Source organism: Chryseobacterium luteum, assembly GCF_000737785.1.
GTDB lineage: Bacteria > Bacteroidota > Bacteroidia > Flavobacteriales > Weeksellaceae > Chryseobacterium > Chryseobacterium luteum.
Genome location: NZ_JPRO01000004.1, coordinates 34,613 through 52,349, shown reverse-complemented (window position 1 = coordinate 52,349; position 17,737 = coordinate 34,613). Strand labels below are relative to the sequence as shown.

The 17,737-nt window shown below is 32.5% G+C and carries 12 protein-coding genes; 2 read left to right on the top strand and 10 right to left on the bottom strand.

Going from position 1 to position 17,737, the window contains the following annotated elements:
• Nucleotides 1–6 precede the first annotated feature (6 nt).
• Together IX38_RS07005 and IX38_RS07000 are read left to right on the top strand one after the other, a co-directional pair.
• Nucleotides 7–789: a helix-turn-helix domain-containing protein gene (locus IX38_RS07005; protein WP_034703299.1), complete on the top strand. Its 783-nt coding sequence runs from the start codon at nt 7–9 to the stop codon at nt 787–789.
• A 169-nt stretch (nt 790–958) separates the two neighbouring features.
• Complete coding sequence (locus IX38_RS07000) at nt 959–2,389, top strand: hypothetical protein (RefSeq protein ID WP_034703296.1); 1,431 nt, start codon at nt 959–961, stop codon at nt 2,387–2,389.
• Between the two features lie 96 nt (nt 2,390–2,485).
• On the opposite strand, the gene IX38_RS06995 is transcribed toward IX38_RS07000, so the two are convergent.
• The 10 genes from IX38_RS06995 to IX38_RS06950 form a co-directional block, all read right to left on the bottom strand.
• On the bottom strand, nt 2,486–2,746 hold the full coding sequence (locus IX38_RS06995; protein WP_034703294.1) for a hypothetical protein: 261 nt from the start codon (nt 2,744–2,746) through the stop codon (nt 2,486–2,488).
• A 363-nt stretch (nt 2,747–3,109) separates the two neighbouring features.
• Nucleotides 3,110–3,529, bottom strand: a complete 420-nt coding sequence (locus IX38_RS06990; protein ID WP_034703292.1) for a hypothetical protein — start codon at nt 3,527–3,529, stop codon at nt 3,110–3,112.
• Nucleotides 3,530–3,533: 4 nt separating this feature from the next.
• Entirely contained in the window at nt 3,534–7,313 is a 3,780-nt protein-coding gene (locus tag IX38_RS06985; RefSeq protein WP_051884541.1) for a DUF6443 domain-containing protein, read from the bottom strand.
• A 4-nt stretch (nt 7,314–7,317) separates the two neighbouring features.
• Nucleotides 7,318–10,551 (bottom strand): hypothetical protein, encoded by a 3,234-nt coding sequence (locus tag IX38_RS06980; protein ID WP_034703291.1) that lies wholly within the window; start codon nt 10,549–10,551, stop codon nt 7,318–7,320.
• Nucleotides 10,548–12,092 (bottom strand): T9SS type A sorting domain-containing protein, encoded by a 1,545-nt coding sequence (locus IX38_RS06975; RefSeq protein ID WP_034703290.1) that lies wholly within the window; start codon nt 12,090–12,092, stop codon nt 10,548–10,550. The genes IX38_RS06980 and IX38_RS06975 overlap by 4 nt, the downstream gene beginning before the upstream one ends.
• Before the next feature lie 393 nt (nt 12,093–12,485).
• Nucleotides 12,486–12,851, bottom strand: coding sequence for a hypothetical protein (locus tag IX38_RS06970; RefSeq protein WP_034703289.1), 366 nt, complete (start codon nt 12,849–12,851; stop codon nt 12,486–12,488).
• 11 nt (nt 12,852–12,862) lie between these two features.
• The gene (locus IX38_RS06965) at nt 12,863–13,321 is read right to left on the bottom strand and encodes a hypothetical protein (protein ID WP_034703288.1); all 459 of its coding nucleotides are present in this window, start codon (nt 13,319–13,321) and stop codon (nt 12,863–12,865) included.
• A 6-nt stretch (nt 13,322–13,327) separates the two neighbouring features.
• Nucleotides 13,328–13,537, bottom strand: coding sequence for a hypothetical protein (locus IX38_RS06960; protein ID WP_034703287.1), 210 nt, complete (start codon nt 13,535–13,537; stop codon nt 13,328–13,330).
• A gap of 265 nt (nt 13,538–13,802) precedes the next feature.
• On the bottom strand, nt 13,803–15,317 hold the full coding sequence (locus IX38_RS06955; RefSeq protein ID WP_034703285.1) for a restriction endonuclease subunit S domain-containing protein: 1,515 nt from the start codon (nt 15,315–15,317) through the stop codon (nt 13,803–13,805).
• A gap of 1 nt (nt 15,318) precedes the next feature.
• Nucleotides 15,319–17,484: an HsdM family class I SAM-dependent methyltransferase gene (locus IX38_RS06950; RefSeq protein ID WP_034703283.1), complete on the bottom strand. Its 2,166-nt coding sequence runs from the start codon at nt 17,482–17,484 to the stop codon at nt 15,319–15,321.
• Nucleotides 17,485–17,737 lie beyond the last annotated feature (253 nt).

The window sequence follows — 17,737 nt, the reverse complement described above, 5'->3', positions numbered from 1 at the left end:
TACAGAATGAATAAACTATTACAAAACCCGCTTTTAAAACACGATTTATTGTCGATTGATACATTTGTATGCAGGTACGGAAATCTCGGATTTTTGCACCCTAAAATGAGTGTAGGAATGACATTTTTTGACTGTAACGAAGAAACAGAAATCTTGGAAAGTGAATTTGACGTAAACAATCATTTTCATGTGTATTTTGTCAATTATGATGAGGTACTACCCATTTTCGACTTCGGATTGTTCTATAATGCAACCGCACAAATCTTTTCGGATTTGTCGCATGGTTTCAGAAATGAATTGAGAGATTATCTATTAACTATTAACGATTTAAAAACAAAACGACAAACTGCCTATGAAATAAAATTACATTTTATTAGTATCGGTGAGATTTTATCTACACTTGAAAACCTTAATCCTATCCAAAAAGAAGTAGTTGATTACTTCGTGGATCAATACAGTAAAGAAATTGAGAATCTGGATAAACTATGTGTGCAATATTCTGAATCATTTTCAGGCGATTCTGGCGTGTCAAATGATGAAATATTACAATCTGTCATTGAAAGGATTTTAGCTGAACGAACTGCTGATTTGACGGCTAAAATAAGCTCTTTGGAAGAAAGAATGTTACCTGAACTTTTATCAATCAAAGAAGCTACTGATTTCTTAGGGGTGGGTGAAACTACTTTTTGGAGAATGAGAAAAGCGGGGTTGATTCCAGAGTATATGCTTGGAGCACAAACCTACTTTAAACCACATGAGATTGTAAACTGTCTCGTAAGAACGAATTAATCTATCTGTAAAGTAGGATTTTTTCTGTCCTACTGAACCAAACACCTAAAATTTTATTGGAAGATTTCAAGCATGAGCGAGGGCTTATGTTAGCCGCTGCTTTTGCTTGAAGTCTATTTTATTAACCATCCTTATTTCTACTAAAGATTTGAGGATTAAATCTATATAAATGATACAAACTATCAGAAAAAATGAAATGATGGCACTTTTGCCAAGCTCGGTTAACTATGAGCATATTGAAAACTCTGGAAAAGGGAAGATTGAAAAATTTGACATGAATATTATTAAATTCATTTTACACTCAATTGTCTTGAAATCAGTTGCTTTTAAAGGTGGTATGGAAGTTATTAACTATTTCGATCAAAGTTATCTATCCAGAAATTATTGGGTTGAAACAATTGGGACGGATTATTTAAGATATATTGAACTTTTAAGAGATGAAAAAATAATATATCGAACCCCTTATCAAGAAAAAACATGCTTTGGCTATGGTTTGGTCGTTCCATATCGTTATTCCAGAATCAATGTAGAGGTGATTCAAATAAAAGGTGTTCATAAACATCAAAATAAAAAGTTCAATTCAAGTTATACGAAGAAATATGAAAAGCCTTTAAGTGACTTTTTTGTGAATACCGATTTTGCTATTGATGGTGATAAGGCTGAAAACGATTTGTTTGAAAGGTATTTTGGGTTGGCTAATTATCAGCTTAAAAAATCGCACGGAAAACCGATTGCGAGTGATTTGAAGTCTTACAGTAGTTATCTTATGGCTTTGAAAAAAATGGTTCAATTCATGAATGGAGAATATATGTTTTCCAGAAGTACAGCCAGCTTGAACAATAAGAAAACAGGGAAAAAAGATTATAAGACAAAAGGTAGACTATATACTTCTTTTTCTTTTCTCAATAAGGAGATCAGGCAAAACCTTATCTACAAAGGGGGAAAACTAATTGAAATAGATTTGAAGAATTGTGTACCATACCTTCTCTCTAATCTTTTCAGTGTAACCAATATTAGAATGACCTCCAAGAGGGTTAGTCGTCTACAATTTAGTCTTTCTATTTATATGTGTTCAGAAGACTTGAAAACATGCATGGATAGGGAGATTGTAGACTTCAAAAATTTATGTATTGAAGGGACAGTCTATGATATTTTTATTGAACCTTTGAAAGAAAAGTACGCTAAAAAGTGGTCTGAAATGTTTATAATGTATTTTGATAAAAGGTATGTTGAATCTTATAAGCATGACAGAGCTCTAGCCAAACAATTATTTATTATGATGTTATTCGGTAAGATTAGTCAATTCACAGAGGTTCAACAAGTATTTGCAGAGAGTTTTCCTATATTGTGGGACGTTCTAACCACAAAGAAGAAACAAAGCTATAAAGCAGTAGCAAAATCTCTTTTTGATTTGGAAGGTAGTCTCATGATTGACCAAGTAGCTAAACCGCTCATTAAAAATCATAAGAGAAAGATTCCTGTTTTTAGCGTCCACGACTGCATAGCCACTACAGAAGAAAATATTCCCGTTGTGACCAAACAAATAGAATCTGTATTCTATAGTAGTTTCGGGAATGTGCCGAGAATCTCGATTGATTAGTAAGCTACGATATGGGGCTTTAAGAAAGTAAAAGATATTAAAATAGAGAAACAGGCTTATTGTAAGCCTGTTTTTGTTTTTGTGTTACGTTTATTTCTATTTTTTCAAGAAGTTCTCAAAATTCTCTCCAAATTCAGATTCCATACCTTGTGCTAGAGCAATTCCACCTGAAATAAGTTCAAAATTATTATTTTCATCAATAATTCTATACATATTTTCTAAGCTTATCTCATTAAAATATTGACTTACTGAAAATGTAGGATTATCTATAGAAAAAGACCCTTTAATGTAATGACAGTTTGCCAGTATTAAATAGGCTATCTTGTTATTTTCTTTAATAGATATTTTTATTGCCATTTTTTGATGGCTAATATCAAATAACCAAATTTGAGCTCTACTACTATTTAAAGTTTTAAGTTCTCATTGAGTTGTTACTATTTCCATATTATTTATTTTACAAATTGTGTTCCGTCCCACTTCACTTCACTACCATTTTTAAAAAATGTTGTTTTTTATAGTAATTTTGGGAATGTACCGAGAATTTCAATTGATTAGTACTCTACAATAGGGCTTTAAGATGATTTAAAACATGTCAAATCAAAGAAGGTAAAATACCAAAATAGAAAACAGGCTTACAATAAGCCTGTTTTCTATTTTTTAAGTTTTTAGGACTAATAATTTGAACTTTTTCGTAGTAGTAGAACTGTTAAAATTCTGTCATTAAAATTGAGATTTAAAACTATTAATAATTCTTCTAATTTTATGCCTTAATTCTTGATTGAGACTTTTATCATTCATACTTTTCGTCAGTGTTTTCACAATATTTTCATTCAAACATTTCATCTTAATAATAAAATCAAGGCTTAAATTAAGCCAATAACCTTGCTGATTGTCTACTATATCTTTCAATATTAGCTCTACTGGAAAAATATCTAAAAGTGAAACACTGTGCTTATCCATAAATAATATTAGTTGCTCACTTGCAGTTTCTATATTTTCAAAAACTATATAAAAAGGATAGCCATAAAAAGATTTAATAAAAATATTTTCTATTTTATTTTCACGAACAACTTTCCATTGATCTTCAAAAAAATAGCATTCATATTGTAATTCAGCGATATATATTATTCTTTTTTCCATAAATTTAATCTGTCCAAGCTTGATGATTAATTTTTATACCAGTTTTGTTTTCCATATATTTAATAAACTGGGCTCTATTTTCGTTAGTCCAATTCCATCCATAATGTCCCGAATTTTCATTAGTAAATATAGTATTACCTTTTCTTTCAAACATACCTCCAACATATTTCTTATTTCCAGCACTTCCAGATTCTAATGCATTAGCTAGGCTCTCATGGGGAGAAGTAAACGGTTGTGGAGTGTGTGGTTTTCCAACAGCAAAAGAATTAGTTTCAGTATCAAAAACAAATTCTATATAGCTTTTGGGAAAGTAATTTTTGAATCGACCAACAGATTTTACTCGTTCACTAACTTCTATTACCCCAGCAACAGGTCCAGAACCAGCCAATTTCCCCATACCTCTTCCTGCTCCTTCAGTAGCTAAAGCTATAGTTGCTCCCGCAACAGCTTCGCCTGTCTGATAACCTGCATCATAATTATTACCATCATAAAGATTATTACCAAAACTTGTTATCCCATTTATCTGTCCATATAGCCCAAAACTAAACGAATTAAGCATAGAGTTTCCATAATCATTCCATGTATAATTGCTCACGGCATTACTTATTCCATCTATAGGACTACTTATAAAGTTACCAATTCCTTTAAAAGTATCCGTAAAGCCTCTTCCTATACCAGAGGTAAATGTAGAAGCACTAAATGTGCCTAAATCAATAATAGCAATATCAGCTCCTATCGTATTTCCACCACTATCTTTCATTAGTGTTGATGACCCATCATTAACATTTATTCCTCCTTCATAATGACCTCCGTTAAAGCCTGTATTATTTACCGTTTGTGCTTCCAAACCTTCAATCTCTCTGGCATCAATAACCCTGTTTTCAGAGAAATTATAATGCGATTGATAAGCATATGCTTCACTTAACGGATCAACATTGAAAAACCTACCTACATCCGGCATATAATTTCTCCATTTATAACTGTAAAAACCAGTTTCCTGTAGTTCCTGTTCCTGAAATTTGTAATTTTTGTAGATTCCTTTTCCAAAGAAAGCATTTCCCGTTCCTAAGTGATTCATACCAAATGGGTAATAGTCATTTACATCAGTAATTTCAAGAGCTCCTAAATTGTTTCTTGCGAAACTGATTCTTGCATTTCCTAGCTGATCTTTATACTGGTAAATATACTGATCATTCTGGTAATCATAAAACCCTTCTGCTGTAGGAAAAAACCTAAGGTCAGGTGTTTTAGTCGGAGGGATAGTTTTTCTTTCTTCAACTGAAAAGGCTTGTATCTCCATTGCTTTTTCAGTTTCCTGTGAAAATGAACGTTGGAGGATCTCTGTTTCTCCGCCACCTCCGTTATTGGACATTACGGTTCTCATATACTGAAAGCCATCCAGATAATCAGTTGTATCCGTAATTCCATAGCAGTTAATGATACCGCACTCAAACCTTATTGCTGATTTCTGAAGTTTGGTTCCGTCTGCTCTGTATAGATGTTTAAACATCCCCATTATTCCCATATCTCCATATTCGAACTGGGTAGGAAGGTTCAGGTAGTTATATTGGATCTTGCTAATATTTTTATCGGCCATTTTCCACATATTACCATTCAGGTCATATTTGATTTCTCCACCTCCACCTTCATAACCTGTCGGGTTATTTGCATGATCTTTAATATTAATTACATTATTTCCTGAATAGATATACTCCAGACTATCAATTACTGTAGCAAAAGTATTATTATTTTCCTTTAAGGATGTTCTGTACAGATTGGTAATGTTTCCGTTCAAATCATAATCCAGAGACTCTGTGTGTTCCTTACTCCATGGATTATCAGGATTTTGATAATATCCTGCCTTTAATCTATTCAAACCATCATAAGCATAGCCATATCTTTTGGGTGTTGGGGATGGGATATTTCCTAAATTAGTGACAGCCCTCCAGTCCACTTCTGCAATATTACCATTGTATTTTGGTTTTACGTTTCTATCAGGAAATAAAACTGTATCAGGGTTTGTGATTCCATCTTTCTGGGTATACTTTATTTTATATGAAAATAGCTTTCCTCCTAAATCAGAAACTGTCATCTGGTCTTTATTGACAGCAGTGAGCCAGCCCCTTATGTTATATGTATAATCAATACTCTGAAGGTTATTGCCTACTTTTTTGTTTATAAGATCTGACAGTTCGTTGTAGGTATTCTCGGTTAATAGCTCCTCCTGTTTATTATCTACTTGATGATAATGCTGTTTCACCCTATTCTGAGCATCATACACATAACGTTCCTTAACAGTTACTCCATTTTCCCCCAGTCTTCTTAAATGATAAATATTTGTTTTCTTTGGAGTACCAGAAAAATCAAGTTCTGCCTCAGTTTTGGTATATCCTCCTAAATGGTTGACAGAATGAGTTCCTATTACTCTTCCTTTTGTATCGTACCAGATAAAATCTTTACTCCAATTATCATCTTCGACATTCTTCACATAAGAAGCAGTTGGGAGACTTTTTGTACTTCTCGATGAGTTTTGTGCATCCTGTGTCAATACTGACTGTGTTGGAGTAATAACATAAGACGGAATAGAGACTCCAGTTGGAAGTGGAGGATAAGTATCATAGTAGCTAACACCTAAAATCGTCATACTTCCTGTAGGGAAAGCGTCTTTAGTATAAAAAACATCCATCCCGTTTAATGTAAACGGCGTATTGCTTCTACTTTCGTTATTCCACGATGCCATATTATTTAAGGCTGTCTGCATAGCTGTTCTCGATGCCGTATTAGCAAAAAAACCTGAATAAACGATTCTTCCAAATTGATCGTATTTTGTAAATAACCAGCCTCTCTTCGTAAAGTTATTATTTACTGTTCTTAACACAGCATCCTGTGACAGGACAAGCCTGTTCTTCTTGTCATATACTAAATATTCTAATCCTCTTCCAGGAATCTTCTTTTCAACCAATCTGTTTTTATTATCATAACGGTACTGATAGCACAGATTATCTAACATAGTTGTTGTTAATGAAGATGATGCTGATGCTAATGGCGGAATAACATAAGCCAGATGATCATTACTATCATAGACATAGTATGTATCAATATTATGAGTTCCATCATTTTTTCTAATCAGTATAATATGACCATAAAGATCTTTAAATACTATCTTTTCATTGTTATCTTCATCCTTAATACTAAATTTATATAATGAGTTTTCATCATACAAAACAGTTTCAGAAAGAGTTGAATTATAAATTTGATTGGCATTATCCCATGTTGTAGTGATCTGATATTTTTTTACCTGATCAGCCGTTGAGTTGGCATCATAAGAATATTTTACAGTATGACCTGAACTCATTTTCCATTCTTCGCCAGGATTGGCAGACTGAAACATTCTGCTTAAAGGTGAGGATTCAAGCTCTTTTTCAGAAAATGCATTGGTAACTCCATAATATGAATTAACTGTACTTTCGTTAACCGAAGTCTGAATACCAGCATTAGAAGTCTGTACAGGAACAGGTAAATAATCTTTTGTTTTCCTTCCAAACTGGTCATATACTATTGGTAAAACCATATCCTGTCCTGACGGTGTAGACTTTACGGATATTACCTGTTTGGGTCGTCCAAGGCCGTCTAAATATTGAACTTCTTCTAATTGCTTCTGTACAGCATCAGAAGGATCAGACAGGTATGTTTTCTTATAAACATAATTTTCAGTATCGGTGAGATTCTGAGAGTAGGAATAGCTAAAAATTAGCCCTAATAATATGATTAATATTTTATTCATGATTTTAGTTTTTATAATGATACTTGTATTCCTCCATTATCTTACCATCAACATCTACCATTTTTTCAAGCTTATGGTTCTGAGCATTATACTTATAATTCTCTCTTAATCCATCAGGATTTGTAAGGCTTGTTATTCCAATTAAAGGATCATATGTATATGTTGTGATCATATAATCTTTAAAAGCTGTGGTTTTTCTAAGATCATCTAATAGTGAGATCAATATATTTTCTGAGGCAGCATCCACATCCACATCTGAGGCATCCTGCAAATATCCAATGTTGGTATTTGCATTTACATAATTATAGGTAGCACCTACAATTTTTGCAATTGGCTGAGATTTATTGTAACCATAAATAATGGTTGTCGGAATTCCTAAAGCATCAGTATATTGCAAAACACGTCCCTGACCATCATATAAATCATAAGTCATTTTTGTATCAACGCTGGTGTCATTCCCGTAATCATTTAAACCTGTTTTTATAATTCGGGATGAAACTGGCAGTATAAAATTATTCGTTGTAGAGTTTTTGGCAAAAATAGTTTCTGTTCTGGAAATTGGCTGCTGAGCTTCATTATATTTTGTAGTTGATAAAGGAATTCCTATCATATTTCTAGCAATCATATCAGAAAAAAGCTGGCTTGAAGTACCCATATCTGATGGATACTGAAATTTAACAGTCTTAAACTTAGAAAGGTCAAATTTATTAGGATACTCTTCTATTTTATCAACAAGGGTGTAGCTAGGATCTATAGGACTTTGGTAGTAATACTTTGTCAAATATTGTAAGTTTCTTCCATTCTGAAAAAATTCTGTAGTAAAAATTTCACTCAAAACATTATCTGAATAATCAATCTCATAAGGGGATGCATTAGTGATGCAAAAATAACAATTAACATAAGTGCTTGTAGAAAACAAATCATAAGAGACACCTCTACCAAGCAAATTTGATGTTTTTTTGTATTTGAAATCTATTCTCTTAATAATTTTTTGACTATTGTCATAAAAATCTTTTCTTAATAATAAACCTCTTTGATTAGATAAATCATTTCTGGTTAATCCTAGTGTGTTATTACTAGGTATTATTCCAGGATAATAATTCTCAGGAACATCAAAATGAGTTGAAAAATTATAATGGGTATAACCATCATTACTTTTCTCGAAAACTGATGAATATACTACATCTGAAGGCTCAAATATCGATTTCGGATTAATCCCCATTATACTCCCTGTATATGTATTGTTGGGAAAAGAGGGGTTTGCATTAGAATTATTATGGAAACCTAATATTTCTAGAGCTTTATTTGAATTATCATAGAAAATCGGTTCATTAACCAAAATACCACTTGATATGTTATAATCCATTTCATTAAAAGAGTTTGTATAAAAAAACTCTCTTGTAGAATTATCAGAAGTTATTTTCTTAATTCTGGCACCTCCGCCAGGTAAATTTGCAGAAACTAAGTTACCGTTTTTGGGGTAAACTCTTGTCGTGAAGCTATTGGACTCCCAGTCAAGAACAGTTTTTCCCCCAGTTGGCCAATATATTTCTTTAAGAGTTCCATAATATAAATATGGAGTATTAACTTGTAATTCCCCGAATTTGTTATTTTCAAAATTATTCCAATAAGTTTTTGTACTCCCAAAATCTACATGTATCTTATAGGGAATGTTATTATTATAGCCCCACATGTCGGTTTTATTACTTAAAAGCGGTGGGAGTGAATTTACATTATCATAATTAAAGACATATGTTTTTTCATTATTCTTAATACTATGGAGGAAAATCCTTTGCGTTGCAATAGCATGAGTGAGCTTAATATCATTGATAATAGCTCCAGTTGCAGAGGTCAATTTTATTGCCGTTAACTTTCTCTTTTTAAATTTATTAAAAGATGATGTATTGTCACCAATCCCAAGAGTTGGCGAATTACTACCCCATGTATATGGCGGTGTTAATATATTATTATAGTACGAAGGGTCATTCTCAAGTAAAGTGTTTCCTGAAGTACTAAAATAATTTAAATTATCTTCAATTATTGATGAGAAATCAATCTTATTTCCTGATTTTGTTCTAATTACGCTTGGATATGTTGGAATATATAAAATCCCAGAGGCCTTATAAAAACTACTATAATGCGCTGTACTATTAGTGGTATTATTAGGGTGAACTGATGTGGTGGTTAAAGGGTTATTTCCATCTGTTGATTCTCTAGGGACTACGATATATTGTTTACTGTTACTATACAAATAGTTAGAATAGTGTTCTCCATTAATATGTTCAAAATCATATAAAACAATATTATTGGAATCATACACCCTTACAATACTCCAAGAATTTGCATATACAGGAAGCGAATCAGCTCCATGATAAAAATCCCGCAAATTCATTTCAATATTTCTCACATTATTGTCTCCAAAAACATATTTATAGCCTTTATCGTCAATAATAGTAAATCTACCAATAGTTTTTATTCTGCATGTTGCTGGATATGTTCCCCAAATATCTTTAAATCCATTTAAGCCATAAAACATATCTTGTTCTTTATCAAAAAGTATTTTTAAATTACTTTTTGATGAAACTTTCCACTTTCCATCGGTTCCAATAAAGAAAAATCCAGTATGGCCAAAAAAACTAAAATTAAAAATATCTGGTTCATAATCAGCTCTGTAACCTCCGTCTTTCGGGGATGTTTCTGCCATCAGATTTACAAGGTTGTCTAAACCACGCCAGCTATTATCGATTGAGTTAATTTTAGGATGTGTGAGCATAAAGCCCTTTGCTAATCCGCCATATTGGAAATCTCCCATTCCAACTGTTCCACTTGGTAAAGGATAACAATTGCCATCATGGCTATTTGGAGCAATACCTTCAGCATTGTTAAAGTCTAATTCATCAAATTGCATTCCCTTAACAGTTCGATTAATGCTACCAACTTCTAGCATCCAGTCATGTCCTGCCCAATTTGAGGGTTTATTAACTTTAACACCTTGAGATTTATATTTTAATGAAATATCTAATGTTAACCCTCCCTCTTCAACACTAAACAACGGTATATTTATATTGGGTTGTCCTCGATAATGATCTACACTAATTAAATCATTTCCATACTTACTTACAGAAGCATCATTGTTTTCACTCCATTTTGCTACTGGTATTAAATCCGCTTGTGCCAAAATAAATGTGTTAAGCGAGATTGATAATAATAGACCCAGAACTATTTTTTTATTCATCATTTTTTAATCAATTTAGCATTTGCTGTTTTATTGGTATCTGTTTTTATGGTCACCAGATAAGCTCCTTGAATTAAGTTTTGTGTGTTGATCTTGGTTACTTTATTCTTGGTTTTTACAGTCTGAAGCTGTCTTCCTCCCATATCATAAAGAATAATATCAGCCTCTTTGAAGTCAAAGCCAATTTCTACATAAGCATACTCTGATACTGGGTTTGGATAAATCTTAATATCCTGCTTTTCGATCAACTGGTCAAGCTGCTTATCCCCAAGCTTTACGATCTTCCAGTTTTCTTTTCCCAGCTCTTCTGCGCTGGTTCCTGCCAGAATAATAGAGCCATCTCTGTTTAGTTTAATATCAGAAAGCCGTTCTTCTCTTTTTCTGGATTCTCCTTTAACATGTTTGCGCCACTGCTCATTTCCATCTGCATTTAAATAAAACACCCAGAAGGTCTCATCGTCAGTTTCTAGCCTTCCTTCTGCCTGCGTGTAGCCACCTAAAAGAATTCCTTTTGAAGATTTGTCATCTGCTGAATGAATGACACTCATTCCCATCAAAATATCACGGTTTTTGAAATTGTAAGACTTCTGCCAGATTTCTTCTCCTCTTTCATTAAGCGAGATTAACCAAAGGTCTGTTCCTTCTTCAATACCTACAGTTTTATTTCCTGATCTTTCCGATCTGGATTCCCCACCGATAATATAGCCAGTTGAAGTCAAAGCTAACGTTTTCAAATGATCATCTGCTTTTCCTCCAAAATCCTTTTCCCATTCTACTTTTCCAGATTTATCCAATTTGATAACCCAAAAATCTCCTTCACCATAATTTTCCGTTTTCTTTGAACCTCTCAAGTTGCTTCTGGAATAGATCCCTAACAATGCACCACCGTCTCTAGTGGGAATCATTTTCTCTACTTCATCTAATCCTTTTCCGCCTAAGATTAACTGAGAAATTTCTTTTCCATCCTTATCGAGTTTTATAATCAAAACATCTTTTGAACCATAACCTTTAGCTGAATTCTGAACATTACCTGCTACAAAAAATCCAAGATCTGTTGTCTGAATAACTGATCTTGCTTCTTCATCGGATGCTGATCCTAAAGTTTTTTGCCAAAGTTCGTCTCCAAATTCGTTGAGCCTAATTAGCCAGATGTCAGACCCACCTTTGGATTCTTCTTTTTTATCCAGCCCTTTCGCTGAATATGAGGTGCCTGAAAGCAAAAATCCTCCATCCTGAGTAGATACTGAGGCTGACAGGTAATCATGATTATTTCCTGAGAAATACTTTTCCCAAACCTCTTGGCCTTGTTGATTTAATTTAACCAAATGGAAATCATAGCCATTGTTTTGTTTACTTCCTTCTTTTTGAAGTTTATTGCTCTGAATCGAGCTTCCCGTGATCAAATACTGTTGATCTATTGTTGTAGTGATTTGGCTTAAAAAATCCTGAGTACTGGATTTGATATCTTTTTGCCAAACAACCTCCTGAGCCGACAGACCAAAAATTGTGCACATCGTAAATGCACTCATGTAGAGTTTTCTCATCTATTTGTGTATGTTAGTTTTTAAAATTTTGCAAATTTAACGTTTTTTTAACGCATTCAAGTCATGTTAATGTGATTTAATATAATTTTTTATCACCTAGAGGTCTTTTTATTAGTTTTTAAGTTGTTATAACACAAAGATATTTCAGCAAAGCGACAAAACCTGTCGTGTTATAAACAGGTTTTGAGTTATTTAGCATTTTTCGTTGTTAAAATACTTTTTCAGTCTATCCGTAATAAGTTTTAAAGCATACAGAAGGTAATAAGTACAACCAACATAAAGAATAGCAAGTGAGATTAGCATTAAGTAAAACTCTATATTTTCCCAAGTGCTATATTCTTTATATGGTAGTGTATAGCATCTTAAACTAAGGGTTGAAGTTAGAAAATGCATTTATTTCCCAGAGTTTAATTGTTCAAATGGATTCTCAACGCCATCCCTATAGAAAACGGAACCACTTCGACGGTATTTATATTTTACCCCATTAGCACATACAATGTAAATTCCGTTGCCTAATTGTTCAGATATTTGAAGCAGTGTAATTGACTTAGCATCAACACCTCTGTCAACAGAAATATGTGTTTTTAAATCATCAACACTTGCACCAACTCTTTTGAGGGCTCTTTGGTTTTTATACTGTCCTTTTGGCTCTTTAAATCCTGTTTCAATATTGCAGGATTCTGGAATTTCTTTTTGAGCTGTTTGTGCAAAATAAAGTGTTGGTAGTACCAACGCTAGTGTAAAAATTAATTTTTTCATAATGATATATTTTATTTGATAAATTCTTCTCTTTGTTTTGAAGTTTCTGCGTAAGTGTCAAACACAAGGATTTTCCTTTTTCTGATATTCATACCTGCTGGAATAGCACGGTCATGATACAGCGTTTTTTCAAACTCGTCCATTTTTTTGTACTTAGCATCTTCGCTTATATCCATCATTTCAATAACATCGCTTCCGATACTTTGGTAACGAGACATATTCTCTTTAGTAAGTACAGAGTCGCTATTGGGAGCTATTATCGCCCATATAATTGCGTATTTGGGCTTTATTGACTCAATTGATGCGGTGTCCTGAATACTGTTTGCTGAATCGTTGAAAATGGTTGTAGAAGCCTGATAGGTGGTGTCGGTGCTAATGGAATCAGTATTCATATAAACATCATCCAAAGTATCTCGTTTTTTACAGCTAACTACTACGGAAAAAGCTATTAATAAGTAAATATTTTTCATAATGAATTATTTTTCAGATATTAATGCAATAATTCCAATGAGAATAAAATGTCCGATGGAGGTGAGGACTCCCCAGACAATCAAAAATCCAATTGCTCCGACAAAAGATTCTGGTTCTGTCCAGTTCCATGAGAGAACCCCTGAACCAATAATTACGATTAAGTAAAGGATAAATGCGAATACGGGCAGGCATCCGCTGTCATTTGTGTTGCTCATATTTTTATAAATTTTGTTTGATTTTGGGCAACAAAAAAAGCAAGTGGGTTCTCACATGCTTTCTGTTCTGAAGGCTCGGCAAAGCCTGTACCACATAAAAACAGGATAACCACTTGCCATAGATATGACAAGTGTGTTAAACTGTTTGTATTTTGTGGTTCTTATAAATTTTGCCGATTCACAGAACAAAAGACAAACGTTATTACACTTTTATTTTTTCGTTGAAATATTTGCACAAAACTACAAATTTTGTGCCTAGTAATTATTAACTCATTAGTATATTAAAATTGATTTCAGTTTCAATGTCATTAGTAATATTGTCAATAGTTTGATTTAATAATTGTTTTAATTGTTTTGCTGTTTTATCTAATTCGCATATGCCCGCATTTTTATTAAAAATATCGTCTTTTTCGATAAAATTATCTAATGTGATGTTGTCAGACATATAAGAGTTAGTGGGATTATGATAGAGAGAGACAATCTCTTTTTGTTTATTTTCATCAAACATGGGAAAAGGAATTGTGCTCCAATAAGATTGTGATAAACTCCCTCCATTACCTCCTGTTGCGTACAAATCTATTAGCCCTTTATCTCGTAGGTAATCTAACAAACATTTAAAATAAATTGTAAGATTTAAATTATTAGTACTTTGTCTAATGGTCATTCCATGAAAATTTGTAATATTCCTTTGTGAATCATCGAAAATTACCATTGAGCGCCCCTTTTCAAAACCCTCAGCACCAAAAATTATATCCCCTTTTTTTAAAGTTATTAGTTTATTAGGATTTCCTAAGTATTCACTTCTGATATTTGTACCATATTTACTAATGTTCTTAGGCAGAAATAATTTATAGAAATTTTTATAGTCGATATCTGAATATACACTTGATCCAATTACAGATACGGCTAAATTATTGCCTCTAATTAGTTTGAAACCAAGGTCTTGAAATGATTTGAAACCACCAATGTAATTCTGTATTTTGAAAATTTCTTTTTTAAAATATTTACCATATAAATTTGTGTCCAATCTTCCAATTTCACTAATTTCTTTCAATTTCGGTAGTTCAAACGTGAAGATATCTGATCTTTGATTATTTGTTATTTCATTCTCAATCAAAGATAAAATTGTTTTATGACGTTGTTTTATAAGATTTTCTTTAACTATAATTGCTTTTGTTAGTGTTTCTACAAATTTAATTGTATTTTCTGGATCATGATTAGGCATTGGAATTTTACAATCCAGAAAGAGTGTTTTTGCGTGGCGGATGGTTGATCCCTTAGGAACCATGAAGTCTAGTTGTTCTCTAAAAATATGGTGTTTTATAAATGCTAGTAAATAATATTTTTTTTCAATTACGGGTAATCTATAAATTGCCCCTGAAAGCATAAAGTTTGGATAGTCTTTATCTAAAATTACAACCTCACCAATATTACTATCTTTTGAAATTAATAAATCGCCTTGTTTTAGATTCATATTAACAAATGAATTTGGCATTATTGGGAGGGCTGTTTCGATTGTTATTTCTGGTAAAAATGAATGAGCTTGTAGTGCTTTTGTTCTTACAAAATAATGCGTTGATTGCCCAATATAGTTCAAGGAACCAACTTCTACACCTAAATCTTTTCTTTGTAGATCTCTTGTCAAGAAATTTCTAACAAAAAGAAAATTTTTGTTAGGCATTATCAAATCCATATATTGAGATGAAGATAAGGTATATTCTTTTTCAACGATGGAATTATAAGAAATAGAATTAGGTACCTTTAAATACTTGTTGCTCATATTATTTAGCTTTAATAAAAATATCTTGCAATGATTTTTCTTGCTTCAAACACCAATTCTTGAAATCAGAAATAGTATATGTAAATTCTTCATCAAGCAAAGCTCTACCATCTTTGTCTATTTCTATCTCAAAGTTTTCGTAATTGATTTTATAATTTGGTGAGAAAAATTTGACTCTTTTACTTGTTTTCACTTCATACCCGACTTTTTCAATGCCTTTAAAATATACTTCGTAGTTTAGTTTTTTTAGTTTTTTCAGCTCTTTTTCACTGGGTTTATAGGCGACAATAATTGAGGTATTTACACCTGTTTCAGCAAATACATTGGCAGGTAAATCAAAAATTGCAACAATTCGCATGTTGTCCATGATCCATTTTCTTGCTATTTTATGAGTATCAATACTTGCAATGGAATTAGATATAACAATCCCCATTCTTCCATTCTCTTTCAAAATTCGGTAAGCGTTTTCAAGAAATACAACGCCTAGATCTATTTTGCTAGCTTGTTTTTCAGCTTTTTTCTTTCTGCCCTCTTCTGGTTCTTCCCCTTTGTTACTGTACAAATGCCAGAGTTCATAACATTGTATCATTTCAAGATCTTTGTCGTCTTTTGGTACAAAGGCTCGATCTTCTCCAAATGGTGGATTAGTTAAAACGACATCGAATTTTTTAAGTTTGTTTTCGTCGGGTCTGTTATCCCAATTACCTTTTTGGTTCATGCTTGGCACAAGTTCTAAGACTTCCCCTTTGTGATCAAATTTTGAAAGTAAGGAACCATAACCTGCTTGTGCTTTAATTTTTGCATTTCCATCCCCATTTAATAACATATTTAAGGTGGCAAGCATTACCATTTGCTCATCAATGTCCATCCCAAAAATATTATTATCGTCTAATTTACTATTTGAGTTCACATAAGAAACCGAAAGGAAATCAGCAATACCAACTGTTGGATCAATTACCGTTTCACCATTTCTTGGATTTACAATATTAACCAAAAACTCAATTAGTGGTAATGGTGTTACAAACTGTGCATTAGCATCTTTTGAAAAGGGTGTCGCAAACTTGTAAAATACTAATTGGTATAGGTCTGTTTTATGAGAACGAACAAAGGAATAGTCTTGAAATTGATAGACAACTTCAATAAGTACTTTTATGTGATTTTCGTTTTTAGGGTTTAAAGGATTATCTTTTAAAATTCTATAATATGTTCCTGATGCTTCGTCCCTTAGATCATTATTACGCTTTATGAAGTTTTGTAATGGTTTATCGGCAAGAGATTTGAAATTCTTTTCTTCTTCTTTAATATAAAAATCTAAAAAACGGCTTGAAGTTTTTTCATTTCTTTTTTCATCAAAGATTTTTAAAGAAAGAATTTGAATTAAAATTTCAAAGCCTTTTTGATTAACCATTCCTACTTTGTCCATAGTACGTAAAATACTACTCATAGCATCGTTAATTTGTGTAGAATGTACTCCTGAAATAATATCTAAATCTTTTATACTTCGTTTTGAACGATCAACAACTTTGGTTTCTGTCCATGCTAAAATATCTTCGAAACTTGGGATATTTATGTAAGGATCAGGAATGTGCAAAGCCAATTCTTTACTTTTACTTGCTTCTCCCTTTGTGTTAAATTCTTCGCTATATCGTAAAAACTTATTATTGTGTTTACGGAATAAATAAAGCCTTTCTGTATCATAAAGGACTGCCAAACAAAAAGATCTTCTACTTTCGTTTAGATAGGCTTTTAACTGTTTATCCCAAACATCACTTACAGTTTTATTATCTTCTTTTTTGAATTCTAATGAGACAATTAAATGTTCCCGTAACCATTCTAAACTTTCATTGTTGCCATTTTCATGATAGTCTTTGTATTTGTCTGACCAAGAAATGTCATCAAAAATGGCTCCGTCAAGTTTTAGTGGTGCTGAAGATTTATTTCCTTTTGGAAATTGTATTTCTGTGCCAATATAATCTTTTATATAAAGTCCCGATTGGATAATAGAATATAGAAATTGCCACTTGTAATATTGTTCATTCTTAGTTCCATCCTTCTTTTGGAATTTTGTTTTTTTTCCAAAAGTTAAGTGCTCTTGAATGAAGCAGTCAAACTCTACTACATTTTCGTATTTGTGGTCAAAATCCTGTTTAGCTTCTGTAAAGGTCATATTTGAAATTGTTTTGCAAAAGTATCATTAAAAATCTTGAATTTGAAATATTATTAGTACTCTTTTTGTATGTCTCGATAGAGTAGGTATCTAAGCCAAGCAGTACCCCACTAGGTCAAGTTTTCGATAGTACCCCCAGCTGTTGAGAGTCGGGCAAAAGTTTTTGGGAGGTCTAAAAACCTCAGCACTTTTTTTGAACATTTTTAGACTGTAACTTAAAGTTAGAACGGGTTTGAGAGAATTTTGTACAGGT

Coding starts and splice junctions, on each gene's coding strand:
- IX38_RS06975 (WP_034703290.1), bottom strand. CDS start 12,092: ATGAGAAAACTCTACATGAGTGCATTTACGATGTGCACAATTTTTGGT.
- IX38_RS06960 (WP_034703287.1), bottom strand. CDS start 13,537: ATGAGCAACACAAATGACAGCGGATGCCTGCCCGTATTCGCATTTATC.
- IX38_RS06965 (WP_034703288.1), bottom strand. CDS start 13,321: ATGAAAAATATTTACTTATTAATAGCTTTTTCCGTAGTAGTTAGCTGT.
- IX38_RS07005 (WP_034703299.1), top strand. CDS start 7: ATGAATAAACTATTACAAAACCCGCTTTTAAAACACGATTTATTGTCG.
- IX38_RS06985 (WP_051884541.1), bottom strand. CDS start 7,313: ATGAATAAAATATTAATCATATTATTAGGGCTAATTTTTAGCTATTCC.
- IX38_RS06970 (WP_034703289.1), bottom strand. CDS start 12,851: ATGAAAAAATTAATTTTTACACTAGCGTTGGTACTACCAACACTTTAT.
- IX38_RS06950 (WP_034703283.1), bottom strand. CDS start 17,484: ATGACCTTTACAGAAGCTAAACAGGATTTTGACCACAAATACGAAAAT.
- IX38_RS06980 (WP_034703291.1), bottom strand. CDS start 10,551: ATGATGAATAAAAAAATAGTTCTGGGTCTATTATTATCAATCTCGCTT.
- IX38_RS06990 (WP_034703292.1), bottom strand. CDS start 3,529: ATGGAAAAAAGAATAATATATATCGCTGAATTACAATATGAATGCTAT.
- IX38_RS06955 (WP_034703285.1), bottom strand. CDS start 15,317: ATGAGCAACAAGTATTTAAAGGTACCTAATTCTATTTCTTATAATTCC.
- IX38_RS07000 (WP_034703296.1), top strand. CDS start 959: ATGATACAAACTATCAGAAAAAATGAAATGATGGCACTTTTGCCAAGC.
- IX38_RS06995 (WP_034703294.1), bottom strand. CDS start 2,746: ATGGCAATAAAAATATCTATTAAAGAAAATAACAAGATAGCCTATTTA.